The following is an 18,838-nucleotide window of genomic DNA, read 5'->3' as shown; positions in this document are numbered from 1 at the left end:
GTCTCATCTATACACCAGCAAAAAGCCCAGTGCCTGAATCGCACTGGGCTTTATTTTCATAGATTTATTGGCGTTTCGGCGCCAGCTCGACAGCCTGACGCAAAGCTTCCTTGATGCTTTGCTCGTCGGCGATCCCTTTGCCGGCAATATCGAAGGCCGTTCCGTGGTCGACGCTGGTACGAATAATCGGCAGGCCTACCGTAATGTTGACTCCGGCTTCAAGCCCGAGCACCTTGACAGGGCCGTGCCCCTGATCGTGGTACATGGCGACTACGATATCGAAGTCTCCGCGTGTCGTGCGGAAGAACAGCGTATCGGCAGGGAGCGGGCCCTGCACCTGGATGCCTTCTTGCTGCGCGCGCTGCACTGCAGGAATGATCTTCTCCTCTTCTTCGCCATAGCCGAACAAGCCGTTTTCACCAGCATGCGGATTGATGCCGCAAACGGCAATGCGCGGAGTGGCGTAGCCGGCTTTTTGCAGCGTCTCGTGAGCCATACGGATGACATTGTAGACACGCTGCGGCTCGATCATTTTGACCGCGTCGATAATTCCTACGTGCGTCGTCACATGAATGACCTTCAGCTTCGGCGCCGATAGCATCATGGAGAAATCCTTCGTGCCGGTCAGCTCGGCCAGGATCTCGGTGTGACCCGGATACATATGGCCTCCCTTATGAAGGGCTTCCTTATTCAACGGAGCCGTACAGATGGCGTCGATTTGGCCATCATTGGCTAGCTCGATCGCTTGCTTCAAGTACATAAAAGCGGCATGACCCGCCTCGGCGGATACTTGGCCGAAGGGAAGATCGGCCGGCAGCAGATTCAGATCGAGGCAATCAACCGTCCCGTAAGCATATTCCGCGTCCGATAGAGACGAGATCGCACGAATGTGCAGCTGGCTGCCGACGACGCGGCCTGCTCTTTCCAATAGTTTGGCATCCCCGATCACAAAAGGGCGGCAGCTGTCATACACAGCCGAATCCCCCAGAGCCTTCATAATAATTTCGGGACCGACGCCTGCTCCGTCCCCCATCGTAATGCCAATAACCGGTTTCGTCATCATTGTTCCGCTCCCTTCTCAAGATGAATGCATTGCATCGCATTCCACAAAGACATTTTGTTGCCAAAGGCGCCTGCCTTGGTTACCGCCGGCAAGCGGGTCTCACCGAGCAGTATGCCGTAAGGAATTCCCGGCTCCACCTCGTTGCGCAGCGCAATTCCGTGGACTCCCAAGTATCGGCATACCGCCTTGGCCGTATCGCCGCCGGTAAGGACGAGTCCTTTGACCGGTGTTTTGCCAATGACCTGGCTCGTAATGGCTCCCAGCGTATCCGCAATGCGGTTGGATACGTCGGATGACGACATGCCTTGCTGGGCTCCCAGCTCCTTAGCCGCACGAACCTGCTCCGGGGACGAGCCCGCATACAGGGAAACGTCCGTCCCGGCGGATAGAGCAGACCATAATGCAGCGGCGCAGCGCTCCATTTCCTTGCTTCTTGCTTCATCGGAGCCGATGGCAGCGAGAGGGTCCAGCTCCAGTGCGATCACGTTGGCCTGGCGGTTCACTTCCGCAACCTGCTCGCGGGTAATGTTGGAAATGCTGCCCGCCACCAGCATAACGGGACCTTGGGATGATGGCATATCGTCCGTATTCTCCGGTGCGGATGATTCCGACGGCTGCTGCGGCTTTAACAAAAACTCCGCCAGCCCGGCAGAACCCGCCCAGAGCACTTTGGAACCGTAGAATGTAATAAGTGCGGCAATCTGCTGCAAATCTTCGTCGGCTTCGGCATCGAAAATGAAACATTTCGTCTGCTTCTTCAACTCGTCAGTGATGAAGGAAATAACCGAATCCGGTCCTTTTCGCAATAACGAGAGATCGATATTCGCACATGGCTTCCCGGACTGCTTGCTGAATATATTGGCGATAACCGAATCCGGAACCGGGGTTTTCGGATCTTTGGCGACCTCCGTCTCGTGGATCGGTGTACCGTTTAAATAATGAATGCCGTTAACCGTCGTCCGGCCGATTCTCGGAAAGGCGGGAGCGATGAAAGCAGCATCAAAGTGAAAGGCGTCCAGGACGCCGTTGATTTCTTGACCAAGGTTGCCGCGCAGCGTAGAGTCCATCTTTTTGTAAATGAGACGGATTCCCTTCTCCTTCAGCGCAAGCGCTGCGCTTTTCGCGCGCTCGTATGCCGCCTCTCCTGCGATGGAGCGGCTGTCGGTATCAATAACTACCACATCATGATGCTCATCAGGGATCGACGTCCAGTCGAAGATCACCTGCGTCTTCAGCCCGTTTCGGGCGAATTGGACGCCGGAGTCGGATGCGCCTGTCAAATCGTCTGCAATAATGGATATCCGTTCCACGGTTCATTCCTCCTGCTAAGAAAAGGAGAAGTCCCGGCAGGACCGGGACTTGGGGTTCTCCCGTATTATTTTGCTGCTGTAACCCCTATACGTTTGGCCCACCAAGCAGTAACGATCGGCGCCAAAACAGCCGTTACGATAACGCATGATGCTACCAGTGCAGTAGCGGATGGAACAAGCGGAGCGTAGACCGAGTTCGCCGCCGCTACGGCTGCCGGAACGCCTGCGGCATTCCCTGCGGTAGTAGCCGCCGACAAGCCTGCGATTCCGTTGCCTCCTGTCAGTTTGTCGGTGAACATGAGCGCCAAGCCTGTAATGACAACTACCGCAACTCCCAGCAGCACGCCGAGAATGCCGGCTTGCCATACATTGCCGAGGTTCAACCCGGCGCCAAGGGCAAAGGCGAAGAACGGTACAAGCACAGGAACCGCCTTGGATAAAAACTCACGCATCTCACGGTCCAAATTGCCGAGGATCATCCCAAGCACAAGCGGCAGAATAGCTCCGACCAGCGTTTGCCAAGGGAATGCGGCCAAACCGGCTACGCCCAGCGTAACCATGGTCAGGAACGGACCGGACTCCAAGCTCATAATCGAATACGCGCCGACATCTTCTTTTTTGCCGAACTGTCCCATGAGCGCCATGTACAGTCCGCCGTTAGTATCGTTCATTGCAGCAACGATGGCCAGTACGGAAAGACCTGCGAACAAGCCGCCTTCCACCATGCCGTTGCCGAGGAATTTCCCTGCAATGAAGCCGACGATCATGGCAATACCGATTTTGGTAATCAGCAGGGTGCCGCCTTTTTTCAAAATATATGGAGTTGCCTTGAAATCGATCGTAGAACCCATACATACGTAAAATACAGCCAGCATCGGCAGCGAACCGGTCATCAGTGCGCCTGTGAACGAGCCGAATGTTTTTGGAATCGTAGGAAACAACGTATTTACAATAGCTCCGATAAGCAGAGGGATAATCATCATACCGCCGGGAATTCGTTCTATGGTTGCCTTGATTCTCACAAGATGCGCCCCCTAAGTCGTAGTTGTTTTAATTTGAAACATAATGGCCATGGATGTAAGCGCTACGTTGTTTATTATAGGTGGTAGTGAGAGAGGTTTCAATTGTGATTATGTTTCATTATTCAACATTTTGTTAAGCTTTCTCCATAACGTCGTCCGGTTGATGCCCAGACGCTCACAGGTTCTGGATTGGTTCATGCCTTCCTCCTGAAGCACCTGCATAATAATCCGCTGCTCAATTTCTTCCAGCGAGCCTCTTAAATCGATTTGTGCAGGCGCAGTCGCCAGGTTCGGGTTCACCGATTGTTTATAGCGGTCGATAACCAAAGCGGCATCCTTCAGCTCGACATAGTTTCCTTTGGTCAAAATAAGCATTTCCTGGATCGCATTTTCCAGTTCTCGTAAATTTCCGGGCCATTCGTATTTCATTAACTCATCGATGGCGGTATCGCGGAAGCCCACGATTTGCTTGCCGGACTCGGAGTTGTAGGAGGCGATGATCACCCTTACGATTTCGTCCAAATCTTCCATGCGCTCCCGCAGCGGCGGGATGGTAATATGCAGCTCGCTTAGAGCCATAATAAGATCGTGGTTGAAATCCGCCTTGCTCTTCAGCCGCGTTAATGTGGTCGAGGAGGATACGAGGAAGCGGATGCTTTTATGATGCTTAATGACCTGAAGCCATTTCTCCTGCATGACGCGGTCCAGCCGGTCTACGTTGTTCAAGTAGAGCGTCCCCGAGAAGCCCGTCTCCGGCAAGCTGAGCTCCTTGAGAGAGCCGACTAGCAGAGCGTCGAGATCCTGCTCGCTCAATTCCTCGCACGAGATCATATAGAAGCCTTGATCATGCCGTTTGCTCGCCGAATGAATCGCTTGGGCGAACATCGACTTGCCGGCGCCTTTTTCCCCCGATATCCATACGTTGCGGTCGGACTGGGCGTATTTTTGCGCGCGGGAGATCGTTTTTCTGAGAATCGTGCTCGAGCCGACCAGCTGATGAAAGGTTGTCAGTCTCGGAGGGACATAAGCGGCGAATCTTCGCTCATTGCGCCAATTTTCTATAGAGTCCAAGCTGACCAGATAATGGGCGCGGTCCGATGCGCCGCGGATCGTCACGCTGACTTTATACTGCTGATCGTTGACTTGCAGAAAATGCAGCAAATCCCGGGATGCAGGCGTATCCTCCACCTGCTCGATGACTTTGTGCAAGGCGGGAAACGCCAGTCGAATGCTGGTGCCGCGCACGATTTCCTCTCCCAATGAACCGATCATCCGGCTCGCCGCCTTGTTCAGAAACAACACGTTCTTGTCCGAGTCCATGGCAAAAATAGCCCGTTTGTCGCTATCCAATAGATCGCGGTAAAACAAGACCTGCTCCTGCCCCTGGCGGTAGACGTCGAACACCCGGCGAACTTCCTGGAACATGTCGCTGACCGATTCGCGGCCTGAAGTAATTAGAATGCCGTGATAACCCATTTCCTGCGTGGCCCGTACCGTTACGGCGTCGCCGAGGACGATCTGCACATCGGATTGGAACGCTTGCCACAGCGCGCTTCGAACCTCCGACGGATCTTCGATGGAGAACGTAGGAATGGTGAACTCCAGCAGGCTGGATACCTCGGACACCGCTTTGCATATGTTGGGAAAGCCGATGATCGCGACTTTGGAATTCGCCTTTCGGACAAGGGTCAGCACCCGCAAAATATCGTAGCCGGATACCGGAATATCCACTACCGGCAGGGAAGTATGCTGGCGAATCATCGTGGCCGTACCGCCGCGGCTTACGATGATATTGTATCCGCGCTCCTCGGCAAATCTCACGATCGGCAATGCCTCCTGCAAGTCCGCCACCTCTACATCCATGCGGATCGACGGTTCATCCCGTACCATTTCAAGCAAAAGATCTCTCAATCCGACATAGGGAGCTATAGCCAATACATTGATTTTCATCACGACACCTCATAAATTGTTTCAAAATGAAACGTTTTTATCGAATTATAATACAAATATCGGAAGCAAGAAAGCCTGCGATACGGCTAACGCCGTCAACAAAGAAAAAGCTTGCACAGGAACGCCATGTGGAGCCTTAAATCGCTGTTAATAATCTTTTCCAAATTCTGTCCTTAAGGTGTCGGCCATGCGCTGTACAGTGCTCCTCCACTTTACTATATCCAGATGCTGCACTTATAAACGAATGCTGTGCTCTGCGCTTAATGGTTCCTATCCCGATGCCAACGGTAACCTGCAGGTAAGCTCCGTACGTAAAAGTGCATTCTTCACAGAAGCAGCGGGTAGAAGTACACTTAATAGTGTTGCAAAAAGCCGCAGCTGTTTCAAGCCGATCCGGCACCGTTTGGACAACGCAGCTTCGATTGAATAAGATTAAGGTAGAAAGCCCAATTTATAACGTAGCTATATTAAAAAAAGGGAGAGGTTCCATGATTCCATTTGCATATCACAATCCAACCCGTCTTTTGTTCGGTAAAGGAACGCTTGAGCACCTTCAAACGCAAATTCCGTTATACGGAAGCAATGTGCTGCTTGTTTACGGCGGAGGCAGCATCAAACGAAACGGTCTGTACGATCAAGTCATGGCACAACTGGACAAGCTCGGTGTCAAAGTTCATGAGGTCAGCGGTGTAGAGCCGAATCCGCGGTTAACGACGGTGCAACGAGGGATCGATGTGTGCAAGCAGGAGGGCATCGATTTCATTCTTGCGGTTGGGGGCGGCAGCGTTATCGACTGCGTGAAAGCAATTGCTATCGGCGCCAAATTCGAAGGCAATGTGTGGGATATTATTACCCGCAAAGCCTCGGCTGATCAAGCGCTGCCGTTCGGAACCGTTCTTACGCTGGCGGCGACCGGTTCGGAGATGAATTCGGGGTCCGTCATCACCAATTGGGAGACGAAGGAAAAGTACGGATGGGGCAGCCCGCTGGTGTTTCCGCGCTTCTCTATTCTGGATCCGCAGTACACGTTCACGGTTCCGAAGGATCAGACGGTGTACGGAATGGTGGATATTATGTCCCACGTCTTCGAGCAATATTTCCACCAAAGCGGGCAGTCGCCAGTACAGGATGGGTTTTGCGAGACGATTCTCCGCACGGTGATCGAGACGGCGCCGAAGCTGATCGATCAGCTGGATCATTACGAATACCGCGAAACGATTCTGTATAGCGGCACGATGGCATTGAACGGAATATTGGCAATGGGGACGCGTGGCGATTGGGCGACCCACAATATCGAGCATGCGGTAAGCGCTGTGCACGATATTCCTCATGGCGGCGGGCTGGCTATCTTGTTCCCGCATTGGATGAGACATGTTATGGACACGGACTTGTCCCGGTTCGTGCAACTAGCGGTTCGCGTCTTCGGAGTGAATCCGGACAATCGTTCGGATCGTGAAGTCGCCCTGGAGGGAATCAAGGCATTGAGATCGTTCTGGACCTCCATCGGAGCTCCGAGCAGATTGTCCGACTACGGAATCGGCGAAGAAAGCATCGAATTGATGACCGATAAGGCGATGGTCAACGGTCCTTTCGGCAACTTCAAAAAGCTGCAGCGCGAAGACGTAGTTCAGATTTACCGCGATTCGTTATAATTGTAGTACGGTGAGAAAGGGTTGAGCCGCAGCAGGCAAGCTGCCGGGTTCAGCCCTTTTTGGCCTTTCGGCCTACCAGGGTAAAAGCAGAAGCGAATGGTTTTGAGAAAAAAAAGGTACGATCATTAAATTGGTTATTGACCAATCACTAACGGGGTGTTATATTGATTTCAGAAGATAGTAATTGATCAATCACAAAATAAACGATGAGGTGATTCCTTATGGAAAAAGCAATAGTAGTGGGAGCAACAGGAGGTACGGGCGCTTCGATTGTGGAGGAGCTGGTTGGAAGAGGGATTCAGACTATCGCATTCGGGCGATCTCACTCGAAGCTGGAGCAGCTGAGGGCTAGATTGGGCAATCCCGAACAATTGACGATTGCCGTAGGCGATGCTATGCGTCCCGATAACATTGTTTCCGCAGCAGCAGGAGCGGACGTTCTGTTCCATTGCGCGAACGTGCCGTACCACGAGATGGTCAGCAAGCTGATTCCGCTGGGCGAATCCGTAATGGCGGCCGCCGAGCGGCTGGGCATCAAGGTCGTCGCCATCGACGGCATCTATCCTTATGGAAGAAGACAAACGGACCGGGTAACAGAGGAGCATCCGAAGCAGCCGCATACGAAGAAGGGCAAGACCCGGCTTGCTTACGAGACCATGCTGTTCGATCGGCGGTGGAGCCGGGCCAAGGTGATGATCGTCCGGTTGCCGGATTACTACGGGCCCACGGCCAACGAGGCTTCTTATCTGGGCTCCACGCTGGAAGCGATAGCGGCAGGGAAGATGGCCTTTTTCATCGGCAATATGCATGTTCCACGGGAGTATGTCTACTTGCCGGACGCAGCGTTCATGATCGCGGAGCTCGCGGGAAGGGAAGAGGCTTATGGGCAAAACTGGAACATTCCGGGTGCCGGTGTCATCTCGGGTCGGGAGATTGCTCGAATAGCCCGGGAGGCTAGCGGTACCGCCAAGCCGGTCATTCCGTTAGGAAGAGTCGGACTGTCTTTGATCGGGATGGGCATGCCGGTAATGAAGGAGATTGTGGAGATGCTTTACTTGACCGAAGAGCCGGTAATATTAAGCGGTGACAAATACAAGCGTTGGATCGGACCCGTGCGGGCTACTGCTTTTGAAAAGGGGATTTCGCTTACGGTTCGCGAGCTGCAAAGAAGAAATGGATTCCTTTTTGCGGCCAATTAGTTAGTAATTAATCAATAATTATTCCTCGACTCGATCCCTTCCTCGACCGCCGAGGAGAGAACGGCTTGGCTCCGACAGCTTTAATGGAAAAATTCGCAGGGCAGGCAAGCCGGCCCGATCACAGCACCGGCACGCCTGACCCTGCGGAATCATGGCTTATTTTGAAGCAAACGTATCTGCGGCAATGCAGAGATAATACGAAAGGCCGGTTTGCCGGGACTCCAGCATCGTTCGGTGGAAGTCGTCGTTCAAAAAGAAGCGGGTTTGTGCGGCAAAGCTATCTTTTTGGAGCTCGTGCCCATGCTTATTTAAAAATAGAATATGCTCCTCGATCAGCGTTTGGACCACAGCATCGTCAACTCTCAATCCATCCTTCAGCGCATCTGCCATCCCATCCATGAAATGCTTCGCCTCCACAGCCATTTCGTTCATCGCTTCAACATCAATCGGATTGTTATCCAAGATGTCGTAGCCATACGTTTCTTTTACATATTCATTTTGTTCAGCCATCGCATCCAGCCACTCTTGTTCACTAGCAAAGCCTTTAAACATATCCGCCATCTCCATCATCTCTCCTTTGGAAGTGTGTTGAATCGATTCGTCCAGCGTCTTGATCAATCGTCCGAGTCTGCTCATCCGTGCCAGCAGAAGCTCCTTCTGGCCGGACAAAATAGACAACCGATCCGGTTCTTGATCGAGTATTTCTTTGATCTGATCCAGGGAAAAGTCAAGCTCCCGGTAGAACAAGATTTGCTGCAGCCGCTCCAGCTCCTTCATGCCGTAAAGGCGGTAACCGGCGTCCGTCACCGAATGAGGAAGCAACAGGCCGATTTTGTGATAATGATGAAGGGTTTTGATTGTGACTTTCGTGAGCTCAGACACTTCTTTAACGGTATGCAGCATGTTGTTCACCTCGTTTTTGATTCTAGAGCCTCCTCTTGGGTCAGAGTCAAGTCCATTTGTCAGAGAAAAAAGGAGAAGGAGTAAAGGCAGACTCTCCTCATAGGGAAGGGATTATGCGGACGCTGATTTCCGGCGCGAGGGAGGGGGATCGAAATAGGGAATGATGCACAAGGACATCCGTCCAATCCATTCAGAGCTCGAGTGCATAATCTGTATTCGGGGTTAGATCCTCTATACAACTTACATTGAAGGGAGAATTCCCGATGAGCGGACTAGGTGTGGGCGGCATGGCAGCCGGTATCGTATTGGTGCTTTTTATTCTTTTATTCATCATATTCCCAGGCTTCCTGTAACTTCAAATAGCCCGCACTCCAATCCGTTTTGGAGCGCGGGTTTTTTATTACCACAATAGAATTTATAAGATTCCGAGGTCATCGGATGTAAAAACTCTATTTGGCGATAAAAACAACCTCTTAACGCGGTCGCTCCTCTGTGAAAGGACGTCGATAGACGTTTTTCTCATGAAAACCGGCGGACAAGCCTAAGCCTTAAGCGCGCTGCTCGAACCGCTTGATAATCTCGATCACTACGTTCGTTGCTTTCACCATATTGTCTGCGGAGACGAATTCATACCGGCCGTGATAGTTCTCGCCGCCCGTAAAAACATTCGGGGTAGGCAGCCCCATGTACGACAGCTGCGACCCGTCCGTTCCGCCGCGGATCGGTTGTACGACAGGCTCGATGCCCAGGCTGGTCATCGCTTCATGAGCAATATCCACGATGTAGCGAACCGGCTCGATTTTCTCGCGCATGTTGAAATATTGGTCGTGGATTTCGACCGTGACGCGCCCTTCGCCGTATTGGGCTTCAAGCTGCGTCGCTATATGCTGCATCAGTAGTTTTCGGTTGTGGAACGACGTCTTGTCGAAGTCTCTGATCAAGTAATGCAGCTTCGTCTCTTCCACATCCCCCTGCATCGAGATGAGATGGAAAAAGCCTTCGTACCCTTCGGTATGCTCCGGCGCTTCTTGCGCAGGCAACTTCCCGTTGAAGTCCATGGCAATTTTGGCCGAGTTCACCATTTTGCCTTTGGCGGTACCGGGATGGACGATTTTGCCCTTGCACGTAACCAGTGCCCGCGCCGCATTGAAGCTTTCGTATTGGAGCTCGCCCAGAGGCCCTCCGTCCACCGTATAAGCGTAGGAGGCATCAAAAGCAGCCACGTCGAAACGATGCGGCCCTCTGCCGATCTCTTCATCAGGGGTGAAGGCTACGCGCACTCGGCCGTGCTTGATCTCCGGATGCCGCAGGAGCGTATCCATCGCGGTCATAATCTCGGCAATCCCCGCCTTGTTGTCGGCGCCGAGCAGAGTGGTTCCGTCAGTGGTCACCAGAGTGTGCCCGACATAGTTGGCCAGTGCCGGAAAGTCCTTCGGAGAAAGCACGATTTGCTGCTCTGGATTCAAGACAATGTCCCCGCCGTCGTAGGGGTCAACGACTTGAGGCTTGACTCCTTTTCCTGTAAAATCCGTCGCCGTATCCAGATGGGCCATAAACCCGATCGTAGGCACCTCTTTGTCCGTGTTGGAAGGGAGGGTCGCCATCACATAGCCGTTGGCATCCATCGTCACTTCCTCCATCCCGATGCTCTTCAGCTCCTCCACAAGCATACCTGCAAGCGTCAGCTGGCCCGGTGTAGAAGGGCATGTTTCGCTGTCCATGTTAGACTGCGTATCGACTTGGACATAGGCGGATAAACGTTGAATGAGTTGTTGTTTCATTGCATTCTCATCTCCTTTGCTTCCATTATAAAGCAATTTCGAGCCTGGACAAAAATATCATTGTTTCTTAAAAAGAAGTCTGTCAGTCATTAACACGGTCTATTGATTCGATTCAGGAAAGATAGGCTAAGTAATAGCAAGGAAGGAGGTTGAGCTAGTAGACCATGGCTTCGCCACTGGATGGTTTAATTCTAATCGAAGGAGTGTTGGAACATGACTATGGCAAAAGTGAGGAAGCAAACGATGCCCCCTCAGCATCAGGACCGGCAGCCGGGAGTGGAAACAGAGATGGTACCGAGGCCGCAATCGGTTGATTATAAATATAAAGGAAGCGGGAAGCTGGCGGGTAAGACAGCCATTATTACCGGCGGAGACAGCGGAATCGGCAAAGCCGCTGCGATTTGTTTTGCTGCCGAAGGTGCCGATGTCGCTATCGTTTACCTCAACGAGGACAAGGACGCCGAGACAACGCGGGAGCTCATCGAGCGGGAAGGCCGCCGCTGTCTGCCGATAGCCGGCGATATCGGCGAAGAAGCCTTTTGCCGGGACGTGGTGAAGCAAACCATAGACAAGCTCGGCCGGCTTGACATTCTGGTTAACAACGCGGCGGAGCAGCACCCGCAGCCAAGTATTGAAGATATTACGCAGGAGCAGCTGGAGCAGACGTTCCGAACGAATATTTTTTCTTACTTTTATATGACCAAGGCTGCACTGCCCTATTTGAGTGAAGGGTCGGCGATTATTAATACCGCTTCCGTTACGGCCTATAAAGGAAATCCGATGCTGCTGGATTATTCTTCGACGAAAGGAGCCATTGTCGCTTTCACGCGTTCGCTGTCCCTCAATCTTGCGGATAAGGGGATACGAGTCAACGGTGTGGCGCCCGGACCTATATGGACCCCGCTTATTCCGTCTACCTTTGAAGCGGACAAGGTGAGCAAGTTCGGTGCGGATACCCCGATGAAGCGTCCGGGACAGCCTGAAGAGCTTGGGCCGGCGTATGTTTTCTTGGCTTCCGAAGATTCCTCCTATATGTCAGGGCAATTTTTGCATATGAATGGCGGCAATGTGATCAACGGGTAACAGACGAGGAGAGTAAAATAAAGGGTTTCTATTGCACCTCCTAAGTTAAGTTTGATACTATGTAAACGAACAACGTGGGAGGTGCTCCTTTTGACTCACTCTATCCGTTTATGGTAATTTGGCGCATGCGAATCGACTCAACCCTTTTTTTGGAAAAGGGGTCGCGGGTTTATTTATAATGTGCCTTTTTTAATTACCAAAACGAAGGATTGGGTTTTTTGTGCTGTTCATAAGCAGCGGCACATAACATGCGTCCCGAAGGACGCTTCAAAAGGAGACTTTTATCATGCACAATCAAAATCAATGGAAAAAAACATTTGCGATAATATTTAGCGGGCAAATTTTTTCAATTTTGACCTCATCGATGGTCCAGTTTTCTATTATATGGCATTTGACGGAAACGGCGAACTCGGCTGAAGTGCTGATGCTTGCCGGACTTTTCGCCTTTTTGCCTCAAGCATTACTTGGACCGTTCATTGGAGTCTGGCTGGATCGATGGAACCGTAAAAAGACGATGATCATAGCGGACAGCACCATTGCGCTATTCAGCTTCATTCTCGGCGTTTATTTTTACTTTGGGGAACCAAGCTTAGGATTTGTTTATTTGATCCTGATGGTACGCTCTGCAGCTTCTGCATTTCATGCACCGGCATTCCAAGCGGCTATTCCGCTTATTGCGCCTGAAGACCAATTGACGCGAGTGGCCGGATGGCACCAGATGGTCTTTTCCTGCTCCAATGTCATCGGACCGGCGCTAGGGATCGCCGTCTACTCAGCGACATCCCTTGGAACGGTACTGTTTTTGGATGTGGCCGGAGCTTTGCTCGCCAATGGCATGCTGATGCTGGTCGCCATTCATCAACCGAAAGCGGAGACCATCCGAAAGTCCTCGTTTTTTTCGGAGTTTAAGCTGGGCTGGGAGACCTTCGTCACCGTGAAGCCGATAGTTATTATTACCATTGCAACGGCTATTTTCGGCATTGTGTTTATGCCGTTAGCCATGCTGTTCCCTCTTATGACACTGTCGCATTTTGGCCGCGGGGGGTATAGTGCAAGTGTTGTGGAAGCCGTATTCGGTATAGGTATGATTCTTGGAGGAGCCGCATTGTCCGTCTTGGCCTCGAAATTCAAGGACACTACTTATATGAGCTGGAGTCTGGTATTGATAGGCGCGACCAGTATCGCCAGCGGTGTGATTCCCAGCGAAGCTTTTATAATATTCGTTATTATGTCGTTGATCATGGGTGCGGCAGCGCCGCTGTTTAACGGGCCTTATATGGCGATGATCCAGAGAGCTTATGAGCCTGAAACCTTGGGGCGCGTAATTTCGTTCGTAACGAGCATTACGATGCTTTCCTCGCCGATCGGACTCTCACTGGCGGGACCTGTTGCCGATAAGTACGGGGTGCAAATGTGGTTTCTATGGTCGGGGATTGTTATTTTATTCATTGGTGTGTTCATTTACTCCAAATTTTCCCGGATTGGCATAAAGTAAAACGAATTGCAAAATATCAAAAAAGGCCGCCGGCTGGTACCGGTGGCCTTTTTATGTCTTAAGGGCAATGCCCGTTATTTTACCACAATAGAATTTATAAAGATTCCGAGGTCATCGGATGTAAAAATTCTATTTGGCGATAAAAACAACCTCTTAACGCGGTCGCTCCTCTGTGAAAGGACGTCGATAGACGTTTTTCTCATTATGTTAAAAGCATTATTGATTTAGCGCCGCTCTGATTTGATTCAGCACCTGCTGCTCCAGTTCTTCTTTTTCCTCGTCGGTCAGACCGGCGGATGCGGACCAGGCATCGGTGTCTTGCTCCCAAACTTTGGCGATGCGTTGGGCTAGCTCATCGGCGGAAAGCCCCGTCAAGCGTACCAGGCTGCTGCCATTGTTATAATCGCTCAGGAAATCGTTGCCTTCATCCTCAAGACCGGATACAAGGTACGCTGTGCTGGCGATAGACTCCAGCTTTCCTTGAATAAGAGCGTCAAACTGAGCTTTAGAGGCTGCGGCTTTGTCTTCCGGTTTTACTCCGCCTGGTGCCGTAATAGCGGCGGAAAAGGCATTTTTGGCCTCATTACGGTATTGGTCTGCATCTTCACTTGTAATAGCGCCGGAGTTCTGTGCGGCTTGAATTTGTCCGTTGATCGAAGTCAGCAAGTTGTTCAGCAGCAGCGAGGCGTCCATTCGGGTTGCTTCTACGATGGTTTCTCCCGCTAGTAATCTATCTTTCACGTCGAGAGAATCCTCGCTTGAGAAGCTGGACGCCGCAGAGGACAGGCCGGCGAGCTGTTCTTTTAAGATTGCCTTGAAATGAAAGCTGTTTTTCGAAGCGGTTTGAGGCTTGAACCCTGGTGTATTAATTGCCGACTGGGTCAAGGAGTATAAATCGGATCGGAGCACCGACAGCTGTTGGTCGTCAATGAGATAAGCTTGCGATGCCGATGCTATCTCTTGATCCAATTTGTCGCGGAGACCATCGAACAAAGCAGCCCCGCTCAGACCGGAAGCTTGAATCAGGGTCCCGTTATCATCCAAAATGTCTCTGATCTCGCTGTAATCTTTATCCGCAACAATAGACGTATTGTTAATCAGCTGCTTCTGCCAATCGGCCGTGAACTGTGACTTATTTAATGAAGCTTTAACCTTGCTTACGTAGCTTTCCTCATCGTCATCCGCAAAAGCTTTGGGAGCCGCAGCCATTGCTCCTCCAAATACGAAAGCAGCCGTCAATACCATAGCCACCCATTTTCTGTTTCTTTTCATAGTTTCTCTCCACCTATCTCTTTATTTATCGCTTTTCTCTATCAGAAGCGGTCGATTAAGCTTACTTCTACATTGTATAGGCGCAGGGATTTTGTGGTAATGTCCTCGGGTCCAGACTTATATCCAGACTTTAGTCTAGATTTATGCTGCGATAACATGACCATCTACAGATTAAGCGGTTACACAAAAGAGTAATTATTACTATTTACAAATCGTAATAGTTACTATATAGTGGGTCTTGTCATTTTTTTCTCCATTAACAAAAGGTGGAGGAAGAGAGGCGGACGGTCTGGGCGATGTACCCGGCTCTACTATTCGAAAGGGGGGAATTGCATGCGCGTAATCGTAACGCTGGCTTGCACGGAAACGGGCGACCGCAACTATACAACGACGAAAAAAAAAAAGACGCATCCGAGCCGTATGGAGCTAATGAAATATTGCCCGCGCCTTAAGAAATACACGCTTCATCGTGAAACGAGATAATTCATTGTAGGCGGCTGCCAAGTCCGTCTTTGCTCAAGAAATGCGCTCAACGAAGCACACTGCATCCAGACGACTGCTGGAATCGCAGCTTCCGGAGCATCCGCCGGGACGCAGGGGAATCGGGACCTCAAGCGAAAGCCTCACATACAAGGAAGCAGTCCTCTGTGATCCTTGGCAGGCTGTCTTCGCTTGAACGCAAAAAGGCTTGGCCGCATTCCTGCGGCCAAGCCCTTTCATGTTCACGCCAGCGTATGCGGCTGGCGGTTATACGCGCCGCACCCGGGCGGCGCGCTCGATCGCCTCGCTGCTCAGCTCCGCGAGCTCGTCGAGGAAGCGCACGGCGAAGCTGCCCGGTGCCGGGCGCTCGCCTGCGGCCCGCTCGGCGGCGACGCTGTAGCCGGCCAGCGCGGCAACCGCGCCCTCCAGCAGCGGGCGCGAGGAACCTGCGGCTGCGGCGGCGAACGCGCCGATCACGCTCGTGAGCAGGCAGCCCGTGCCGGTCACGCGCGTCAAGATCGGGTGGCCTCCGGCCACCACGTAGGTCGTGGCGCCGTCAGTCGCCACGTCTTCCTCGCCGGTGACGACGGCGATGCAGCCGAGCTGCTGCGCCGCGCGCTGCGCGAGAGCAACCGTGTCGCCGCCGTCGCCGCCGGCATCGACGCCCTTGATGGTCCGGCTCTCGCCGACCACATTGGCGATTTCCGCTGCGTTGCCCCGCAGCACGGAGACCTTCACTTCGCGCAATAGGCGCTGCGACGTTTCGGTCCGGTACGCGGTCGCTCCGGCGCCGACCGGGTCAAAAATAACCGGGACGCCATGCTGGTTAGCCGATTGGCCGGCGAGGATCATCGCTTCGACTTCCACGGCGTTCAGCGTCCCGATGTTCAATACCAGGGCTCCGGCGATAGCGGCCATATCGGCGACCTCTTCCTTCGCATAGGCCATCACCGGCGAAGCTCCCAGCGCGAGCAGCCCGTTGGCTGTGAAATTGGTCACTACCACGTTGGTAATGTTATGGACCAACGGCTTCGTTTCCTTAACCCGCCGCCATAAAGCGGCGATATGTTGATTTTCCATCGCTTGTCATCCATCCTTCATTGTCCAATAAACTGGGTATGTGCTAATAATAAACCAATCGAAGCCGCTCGCCAAACCGTAAATACGGCGAATCTTCTTCAGATCCGTTTATTTTTGCTTGGTTAAAGTCCTATTTCTAGATCAAACGGTTTGTCGTGAAGGCCCTCTTGGGCGCAATGTTCTTTAGTAGTTTGAAAGTAGAAATTGTTAATGGCCAGAAAGCTTAACAAGACTAATAATGAACCTATCAAAATAGAAATAGATTTATTTCGTATCAAATCCTTCATTTTTCCCTCTCAACAACGAAGCTCCAGCCGCTGCTGCTCCGAATTTTTACCCCCCGCTAAGAGAAACGGTGGCTTTATTGGTCTTCGTACGATCCTGTGCTATAATCTACAAAACATCCCTCAATACAGGGGCACCGGAGGAAAGAGCATGCTTACTTTTGAACAAAAGCTGGAAATTATCGAATCGTTCCCGGAGCTGCAGCGCAAGGACGTCTCCTTGGGACGGGTCAACTTTCAATATGAGGACAGCGGCTTCGACCGGAAAAATGTCGTCTACCATCTGCACAAGAACGGCAACGGCTTCGTCTATGCCGGCCATCTGCGAGGCTATCCGACCGACGAGAAAGGGCTCGTTAACATTCGTGACTTCACCGAGGAGGAGCTTCGCCGCTTGCTGGCCGAATCTATCCGCTCGCTCTCGCCGGATGCGGCCGGGGCTTCGAAGCCGTCCGCACCTTCGCCCGCTGAGGGCGCCGAGGAGCTGTGGACCGGTCCGGACGGCCACATCCTGCGTCTTTTTTACGAAGACGAGCTGTGGTATTTGTATGACAGGCAGAATTTGGAGTCGGCCTTTGAAACGTATGAAGAAGCTGAAGAGTATCTTCAGGAAGAAGGATTCACCCGCAGCGGCGCTTAGGCGCCGGCTGCTTTTTTTATGTTCAATCGGCATTTTGCAAAAGTAAGATTATTTAGGTCGTTCAGCAGCACAGCTCAAGTATATCCCGGCTTTAGCTTGCCGAATTCCGTTGGTTACAGCAGGGGCGAGAGCAGCCGGGCGACCGATTCCTTCATTTGGCTTATATACGATCTCTTTCTGTACGAATCCAGTGTCAGCTCGCGGGAATGGAGCAGATCGGCCGCGAACAGCTCCTCCAGCTTGCCCGCCGTCGTTGTATCGTAGATAAAAGCGTTAATTTCAAAATTCAGCTTGAAGCTGCGGATATCGATATTGGCCGTGCCGACCGAGGCGACCTTGCCGTCGATCACAAGCGTCTTGGCATGGAGAAAGCCGTCTTCATACAAATAACAGCGCACCCCGTTCTCCAGCAGCTCTCCCAAGTATGAGCGCGAAGCCCAGAAGACGAAGAAGTGGTCCGGGCGGTCCGGAATCATTACTTTGACGTCGACGCCGGATAAAGCGGCCATTTTCAGCGCATTCAGCAAGCTCTCGTCAGGCACGAAATAGGGGGATTGGATACAGACGCTGCGTTTGGCGGAATGGATCATTTTGATGTAGGCGTTCTTGATCTGCTGCCGGCCGGAGTGGGGGCCGCTCGATACGATCTGCATACCGACGCCTTGCGGGTGCACATCGACGGGAAAATATTGAGTCTCGTAGCGGATAGCAGGCGCATAGGTTCGGTTCCAATCCATTATAAAATGCACCTGCAGCACTTTGACGGCGCTGCCCTCCAGCTTCAAATGCGTATCCCTCCACGAACCGAGCCTGGGATCCAATCCCAAGTATTCATCTCCGACATTGAAGCCGCCGATAAATCCCCATTTGCCGTCGATAATGGCTACTTTGCGATGGTTGCGGTAGTTCAGCCTCAGGTTCAAATAACGGATCCTTGACGGGAAAAAAGCTGCCGCCATGCCGCCCGCATCGATCAGAGGCTGCAGCAGCGGTTTGTGCAAACCATAGCTTCCGACATCGTCATACAGCAGTCTGACCTCGACGCCCTCCTGTGCTTTTTGCGTCAGCAGGTGGATCAGCTCCTGGCCCAAGGCGTCCGCACGTACAATGTAGTACTGCAGATGAATGTAATGCTTCGCTTCCCGAATGGCCGCGAATAGCGAGTTGAACTTGCTTCTTCCATCCGTGAAAATTTCGACCTGATTATCCTGGGTCAGAACGGAATAGCGGCCGCTCATCAGGTTCATATGCATCATATCGTGGTAAGCTTCCATGGCCGGATCGACATAGTGCATCACGCCGAGCTCAATTTGCTCCGTCTGCTGGCGCGAAACCGAATTGAACTCCTCCCGGGTCTCATCCTTCATCGCCTTGATCCGGCGGCCGTTCAACGTTTTGCCGATAAGCAAGTAAAGGATAAAGCCGATTCCGGGCAAAAAGAGGAGAACCATCAGCCATGCCCATGTGGCCGCCACATTGCGCCGCTCCAAAAAAATGATGGCCAAAGCAAAAAGATAATTGAGCAGCGTGAGCAAATTATAAATGTTTTGAAATTCGAACAGCGAACGTCACCTCCTGCCGGCTTTCCGACTCGTCTTTCTTAAGCATAACCCCTTCTGGAATC

Annotated in this window: 15 protein-coding genes; 6 read left to right on the top strand and 9 right to left on the bottom strand. The window is 52.1% G+C overall.

Annotated features, from left to right (window positions below):
• Positions 1–64: 64 nt before the first annotated feature.
• The 4 genes from pdxA to DVH26_RS33455 all read right to left on the bottom strand — a co-directional run bounded on the left by pdxA (position 65) and on the right by DVH26_RS33455 (position 5,345).
• Positions 65–1,063 carry a 4-hydroxythreonine-4-phosphate dehydrogenase PdxA gene (gene pdxA / locus DVH26_RS33470; protein ID WP_239629945.1) on the bottom strand — a complete coding sequence of 333 codons (999 nt, stop codon included), beginning with the start codon at positions 1,061–1,063 and terminating at the stop codon, positions 65–67.
• Entirely contained in the window at positions 1,060–2,373 is a 1,314-nt protein-coding gene (locus DVH26_RS33465; protein ID WP_239629944.1) for a four-carbon acid sugar kinase family protein, read from the bottom strand. The genes pdxA and DVH26_RS33465 overlap by 4 nt, the downstream gene beginning before the upstream one ends.
• A 65-nt stretch (positions 2,374–2,438) precedes the next feature.
• Positions 2,439–3,395, bottom strand: coding sequence for a 2-keto-3-deoxygluconate permease (locus tag DVH26_RS33460; protein ID WP_239629943.1), 957 nt, complete (start codon positions 3,393–3,395; stop codon positions 2,439–2,441).
• A gap of 108 nt (positions 3,396–3,503) precedes the next feature.
• On the bottom strand, positions 3,504–5,345 hold the full coding sequence (locus DVH26_RS33455) for a sigma-54-dependent Fis family transcriptional regulator (protein ID WP_239629942.1): 1,842 nt from the start codon (positions 5,343–5,345) through the stop codon (positions 3,504–3,506).
• A 488-nt stretch (positions 5,346–5,833) separates the two neighbouring features.
• On the opposite strand from DVH26_RS33455, the gene DVH26_RS33450 reads away from it, so the two are divergent.
• Together DVH26_RS33450 and DVH26_RS33445 are read left to right on the top strand one after the other, a co-directional pair.
• Positions 5,834–6,997, top strand: a complete 1,164-nt coding sequence (locus DVH26_RS33450; RefSeq protein ID WP_239629941.1) for an iron-containing alcohol dehydrogenase — start codon at positions 5,834–5,836, stop codon at positions 6,995–6,997.
• 221 nt (positions 6,998–7,218) lie between these two features.
• The gene (locus DVH26_RS33445) at positions 7,219–8,196 is read left to right on the top strand and encodes an SDR family NAD(P)-dependent oxidoreductase (RefSeq protein WP_239629940.1); all 978 of its coding nucleotides are present in this window, start codon (positions 7,219–7,221) and stop codon (positions 8,194–8,196) included.
• A gap of 156 nt (positions 8,197–8,352) precedes the next feature.
• Here the strand turns inward: DVH26_RS33445 and DVH26_RS33440 are convergent, their stop codons facing one another.
• Both DVH26_RS33440 and pepT read right to left on the bottom strand, forming a co-directional pair.
• Positions 8,353–9,099 (bottom strand): MerR family transcriptional regulator, encoded by a 747-nt coding sequence (locus DVH26_RS33440; RefSeq protein ID WP_239629939.1) that lies wholly within the window; start codon positions 9,097–9,099, stop codon positions 8,353–8,355.
• Between the two features lie 548 nt (positions 9,100–9,647).
• Complete coding sequence (pepT, locus tag DVH26_RS33435) at positions 9,648–10,880, bottom strand: peptidase T (RefSeq protein WP_239629938.1); 1,233 nt, start codon at positions 10,878–10,880, stop codon at positions 9,648–9,650.
• 219 nt (positions 10,881–11,099) lie between these two features.
• On the opposite strand from pepT, the gene DVH26_RS33430 reads away from it, so the two are divergent.
• Together DVH26_RS33430 and DVH26_RS33425 are read left to right on the top strand one after the other, a co-directional pair.
• A complete protein-coding gene (locus DVH26_RS33430) occupies positions 11,100–11,963 on the top strand; it encodes an SDR family oxidoreductase (protein WP_239635576.1) in 864 nt (287 codons plus the stop codon).
• A 286-nt stretch (positions 11,964–12,249) separates the two neighbouring features.
• Positions 12,250–13,458, top strand: coding sequence for an MFS transporter (locus tag DVH26_RS33425; RefSeq protein WP_239629937.1), 1,209 nt, complete (start codon positions 12,250–12,252; stop codon positions 13,456–13,458).
• A 216-nt stretch (positions 13,459–13,674) separates the two neighbouring features.
• Here the strand turns inward: DVH26_RS33425 and DVH26_RS33420 are convergent, their stop codons facing one another.
• A complete protein-coding gene (locus tag DVH26_RS33420; RefSeq protein ID WP_239629936.1) occupies positions 13,675–14,730 on the bottom strand; it encodes a hypothetical protein in 1,056 nt (351 codons plus the stop codon).
• Between the two features lie 333 nt (positions 14,731–15,063).
• Here DVH26_RS33420 and rpmG point away from each other — a divergent pair, with 333 nt between their 5' ends.
• Positions 15,064–15,213, top strand: coding sequence for a 50S ribosomal protein L33 (rpmG, locus tag DVH26_RS33415; RefSeq protein WP_239629935.1), 150 nt, complete (start codon positions 15,064–15,066; stop codon positions 15,211–15,213).
• 264 nt (positions 15,214–15,477) lie between these two features.
• Here the strand turns inward: rpmG and thiM are convergent, their stop codons facing one another.
• Positions 15,478–16,290 carry a hydroxyethylthiazole kinase gene (gene thiM / locus DVH26_RS33410; protein ID WP_239629934.1) on the bottom strand — a complete coding sequence of 271 codons (813 nt, stop codon included), beginning with the start codon at positions 16,288–16,290 and terminating at the stop codon, positions 15,478–15,480.
• Positions 16,291–16,725: 435 nt separating this feature from the next.
• On the opposite strand from thiM, the gene DVH26_RS33405 reads away from it, so the two are divergent.
• Entirely contained in the window at positions 16,726–17,214 is a 489-nt protein-coding gene (locus tag DVH26_RS33405) for a hypothetical protein (RefSeq protein WP_239629933.1), read from the top strand.
• Between the two features lie 113 nt (positions 17,215–17,327).
• Here the strand turns inward: DVH26_RS33405 and cls are convergent, their stop codons facing one another.
• Positions 17,328–18,776 (bottom strand): cardiolipin synthase, encoded by a 1,449-nt coding sequence (cls, locus tag DVH26_RS33400; RefSeq protein WP_239635575.1) that lies wholly within the window; start codon positions 18,774–18,776, stop codon positions 17,328–17,330.
• Positions 18,777–18,838: the final 62 nt, after the last annotated feature.

The organism is Paenibacillus sp. H1-7 (assembly GCF_022354825.1).
GTDB lineage: Bacteria > Bacillota > Bacilli > Paenibacillales > NBRC-103111 > Paenibacillus_S.
The sequence above is the reverse complement of the archived record's forward strand: the minus strand, read 5'-3'. Positions and strand labels throughout refer to the sequence as shown.

What these genes read in the sequence shown, in the direction of transcription:
- DVH26_RS33440 (WP_239629939.1), bottom strand. Translation starts at nt 9,099, where the DNA reads ATGCTGCATACCGTTAAAGAAGTGTCTGAGCTCACGAAAGTCACAATC.
- DVH26_RS33450 (WP_239629941.1), top strand. Translation starts at nt 5,834, where the DNA reads ATGATTCCATTTGCATATCACAATCCAACCCGTCTTTTGTTCGGTAAA.
- DVH26_RS33455 (WP_239629942.1), bottom strand. Translation starts at nt 5,345, where the DNA reads ATGAAAATCAATGTATTGGCTATAGCTCCCTATGTCGGATTGAGAGAT.
- DVH26_RS33430 (WP_239635576.1), top strand. Translation starts at nt 11,100, where the DNA reads ATGGCAAAAGTGAGGAAGCAAACGATGCCCCCTCAGCATCAGGACCGG.
- thiM (WP_239629934.1), bottom strand. Translation starts at nt 16,290, where the DNA reads ATGGAAAATCAACATATCGCCGCTTTATGGCGGCGGGTTAAGGAAACG.
- rpmG (WP_239629935.1), top strand. Translation starts at nt 15,064, where the DNA reads ATGCGCGTAATCGTAACGCTGGCTTGCACGGAAACGGGCGACCGCAAC.
- DVH26_RS33420 (WP_239629936.1), bottom strand. Translation starts at nt 14,730, where the DNA reads ATGAAAAGAAACAGAAAATGGGTGGCTATGGTATTGACGGCTGCTTTC.
- DVH26_RS33425 (WP_239629937.1), top strand. Translation starts at nt 12,250, where the DNA reads ATGCACAATCAAAATCAATGGAAAAAAACATTTGCGATAATATTTAGC.
- DVH26_RS33405 (WP_239629933.1), top strand. Translation starts at nt 16,726, where the DNA reads ATGCTTACTTTTGAACAAAAGCTGGAAATTATCGAATCGTTCCCGGAG.
- DVH26_RS33445 (WP_239629940.1), top strand. Translation starts at nt 7,219, where the DNA reads ATGGAAAAAGCAATAGTAGTGGGAGCAACAGGAGGTACGGGCGCTTCG.
- pdxA (WP_239629945.1), bottom strand. Translation starts at nt 1,063, where the DNA reads ATGATGACGAAACCGGTTATTGGCATTACGATGGGGGACGGAGCAGGC.
- pepT (WP_239629938.1), bottom strand. Translation starts at nt 10,880, where the DNA reads ATGAAACAACAACTCATTCAACGTTTATCCGCCTATGTCCAAGTCGAT.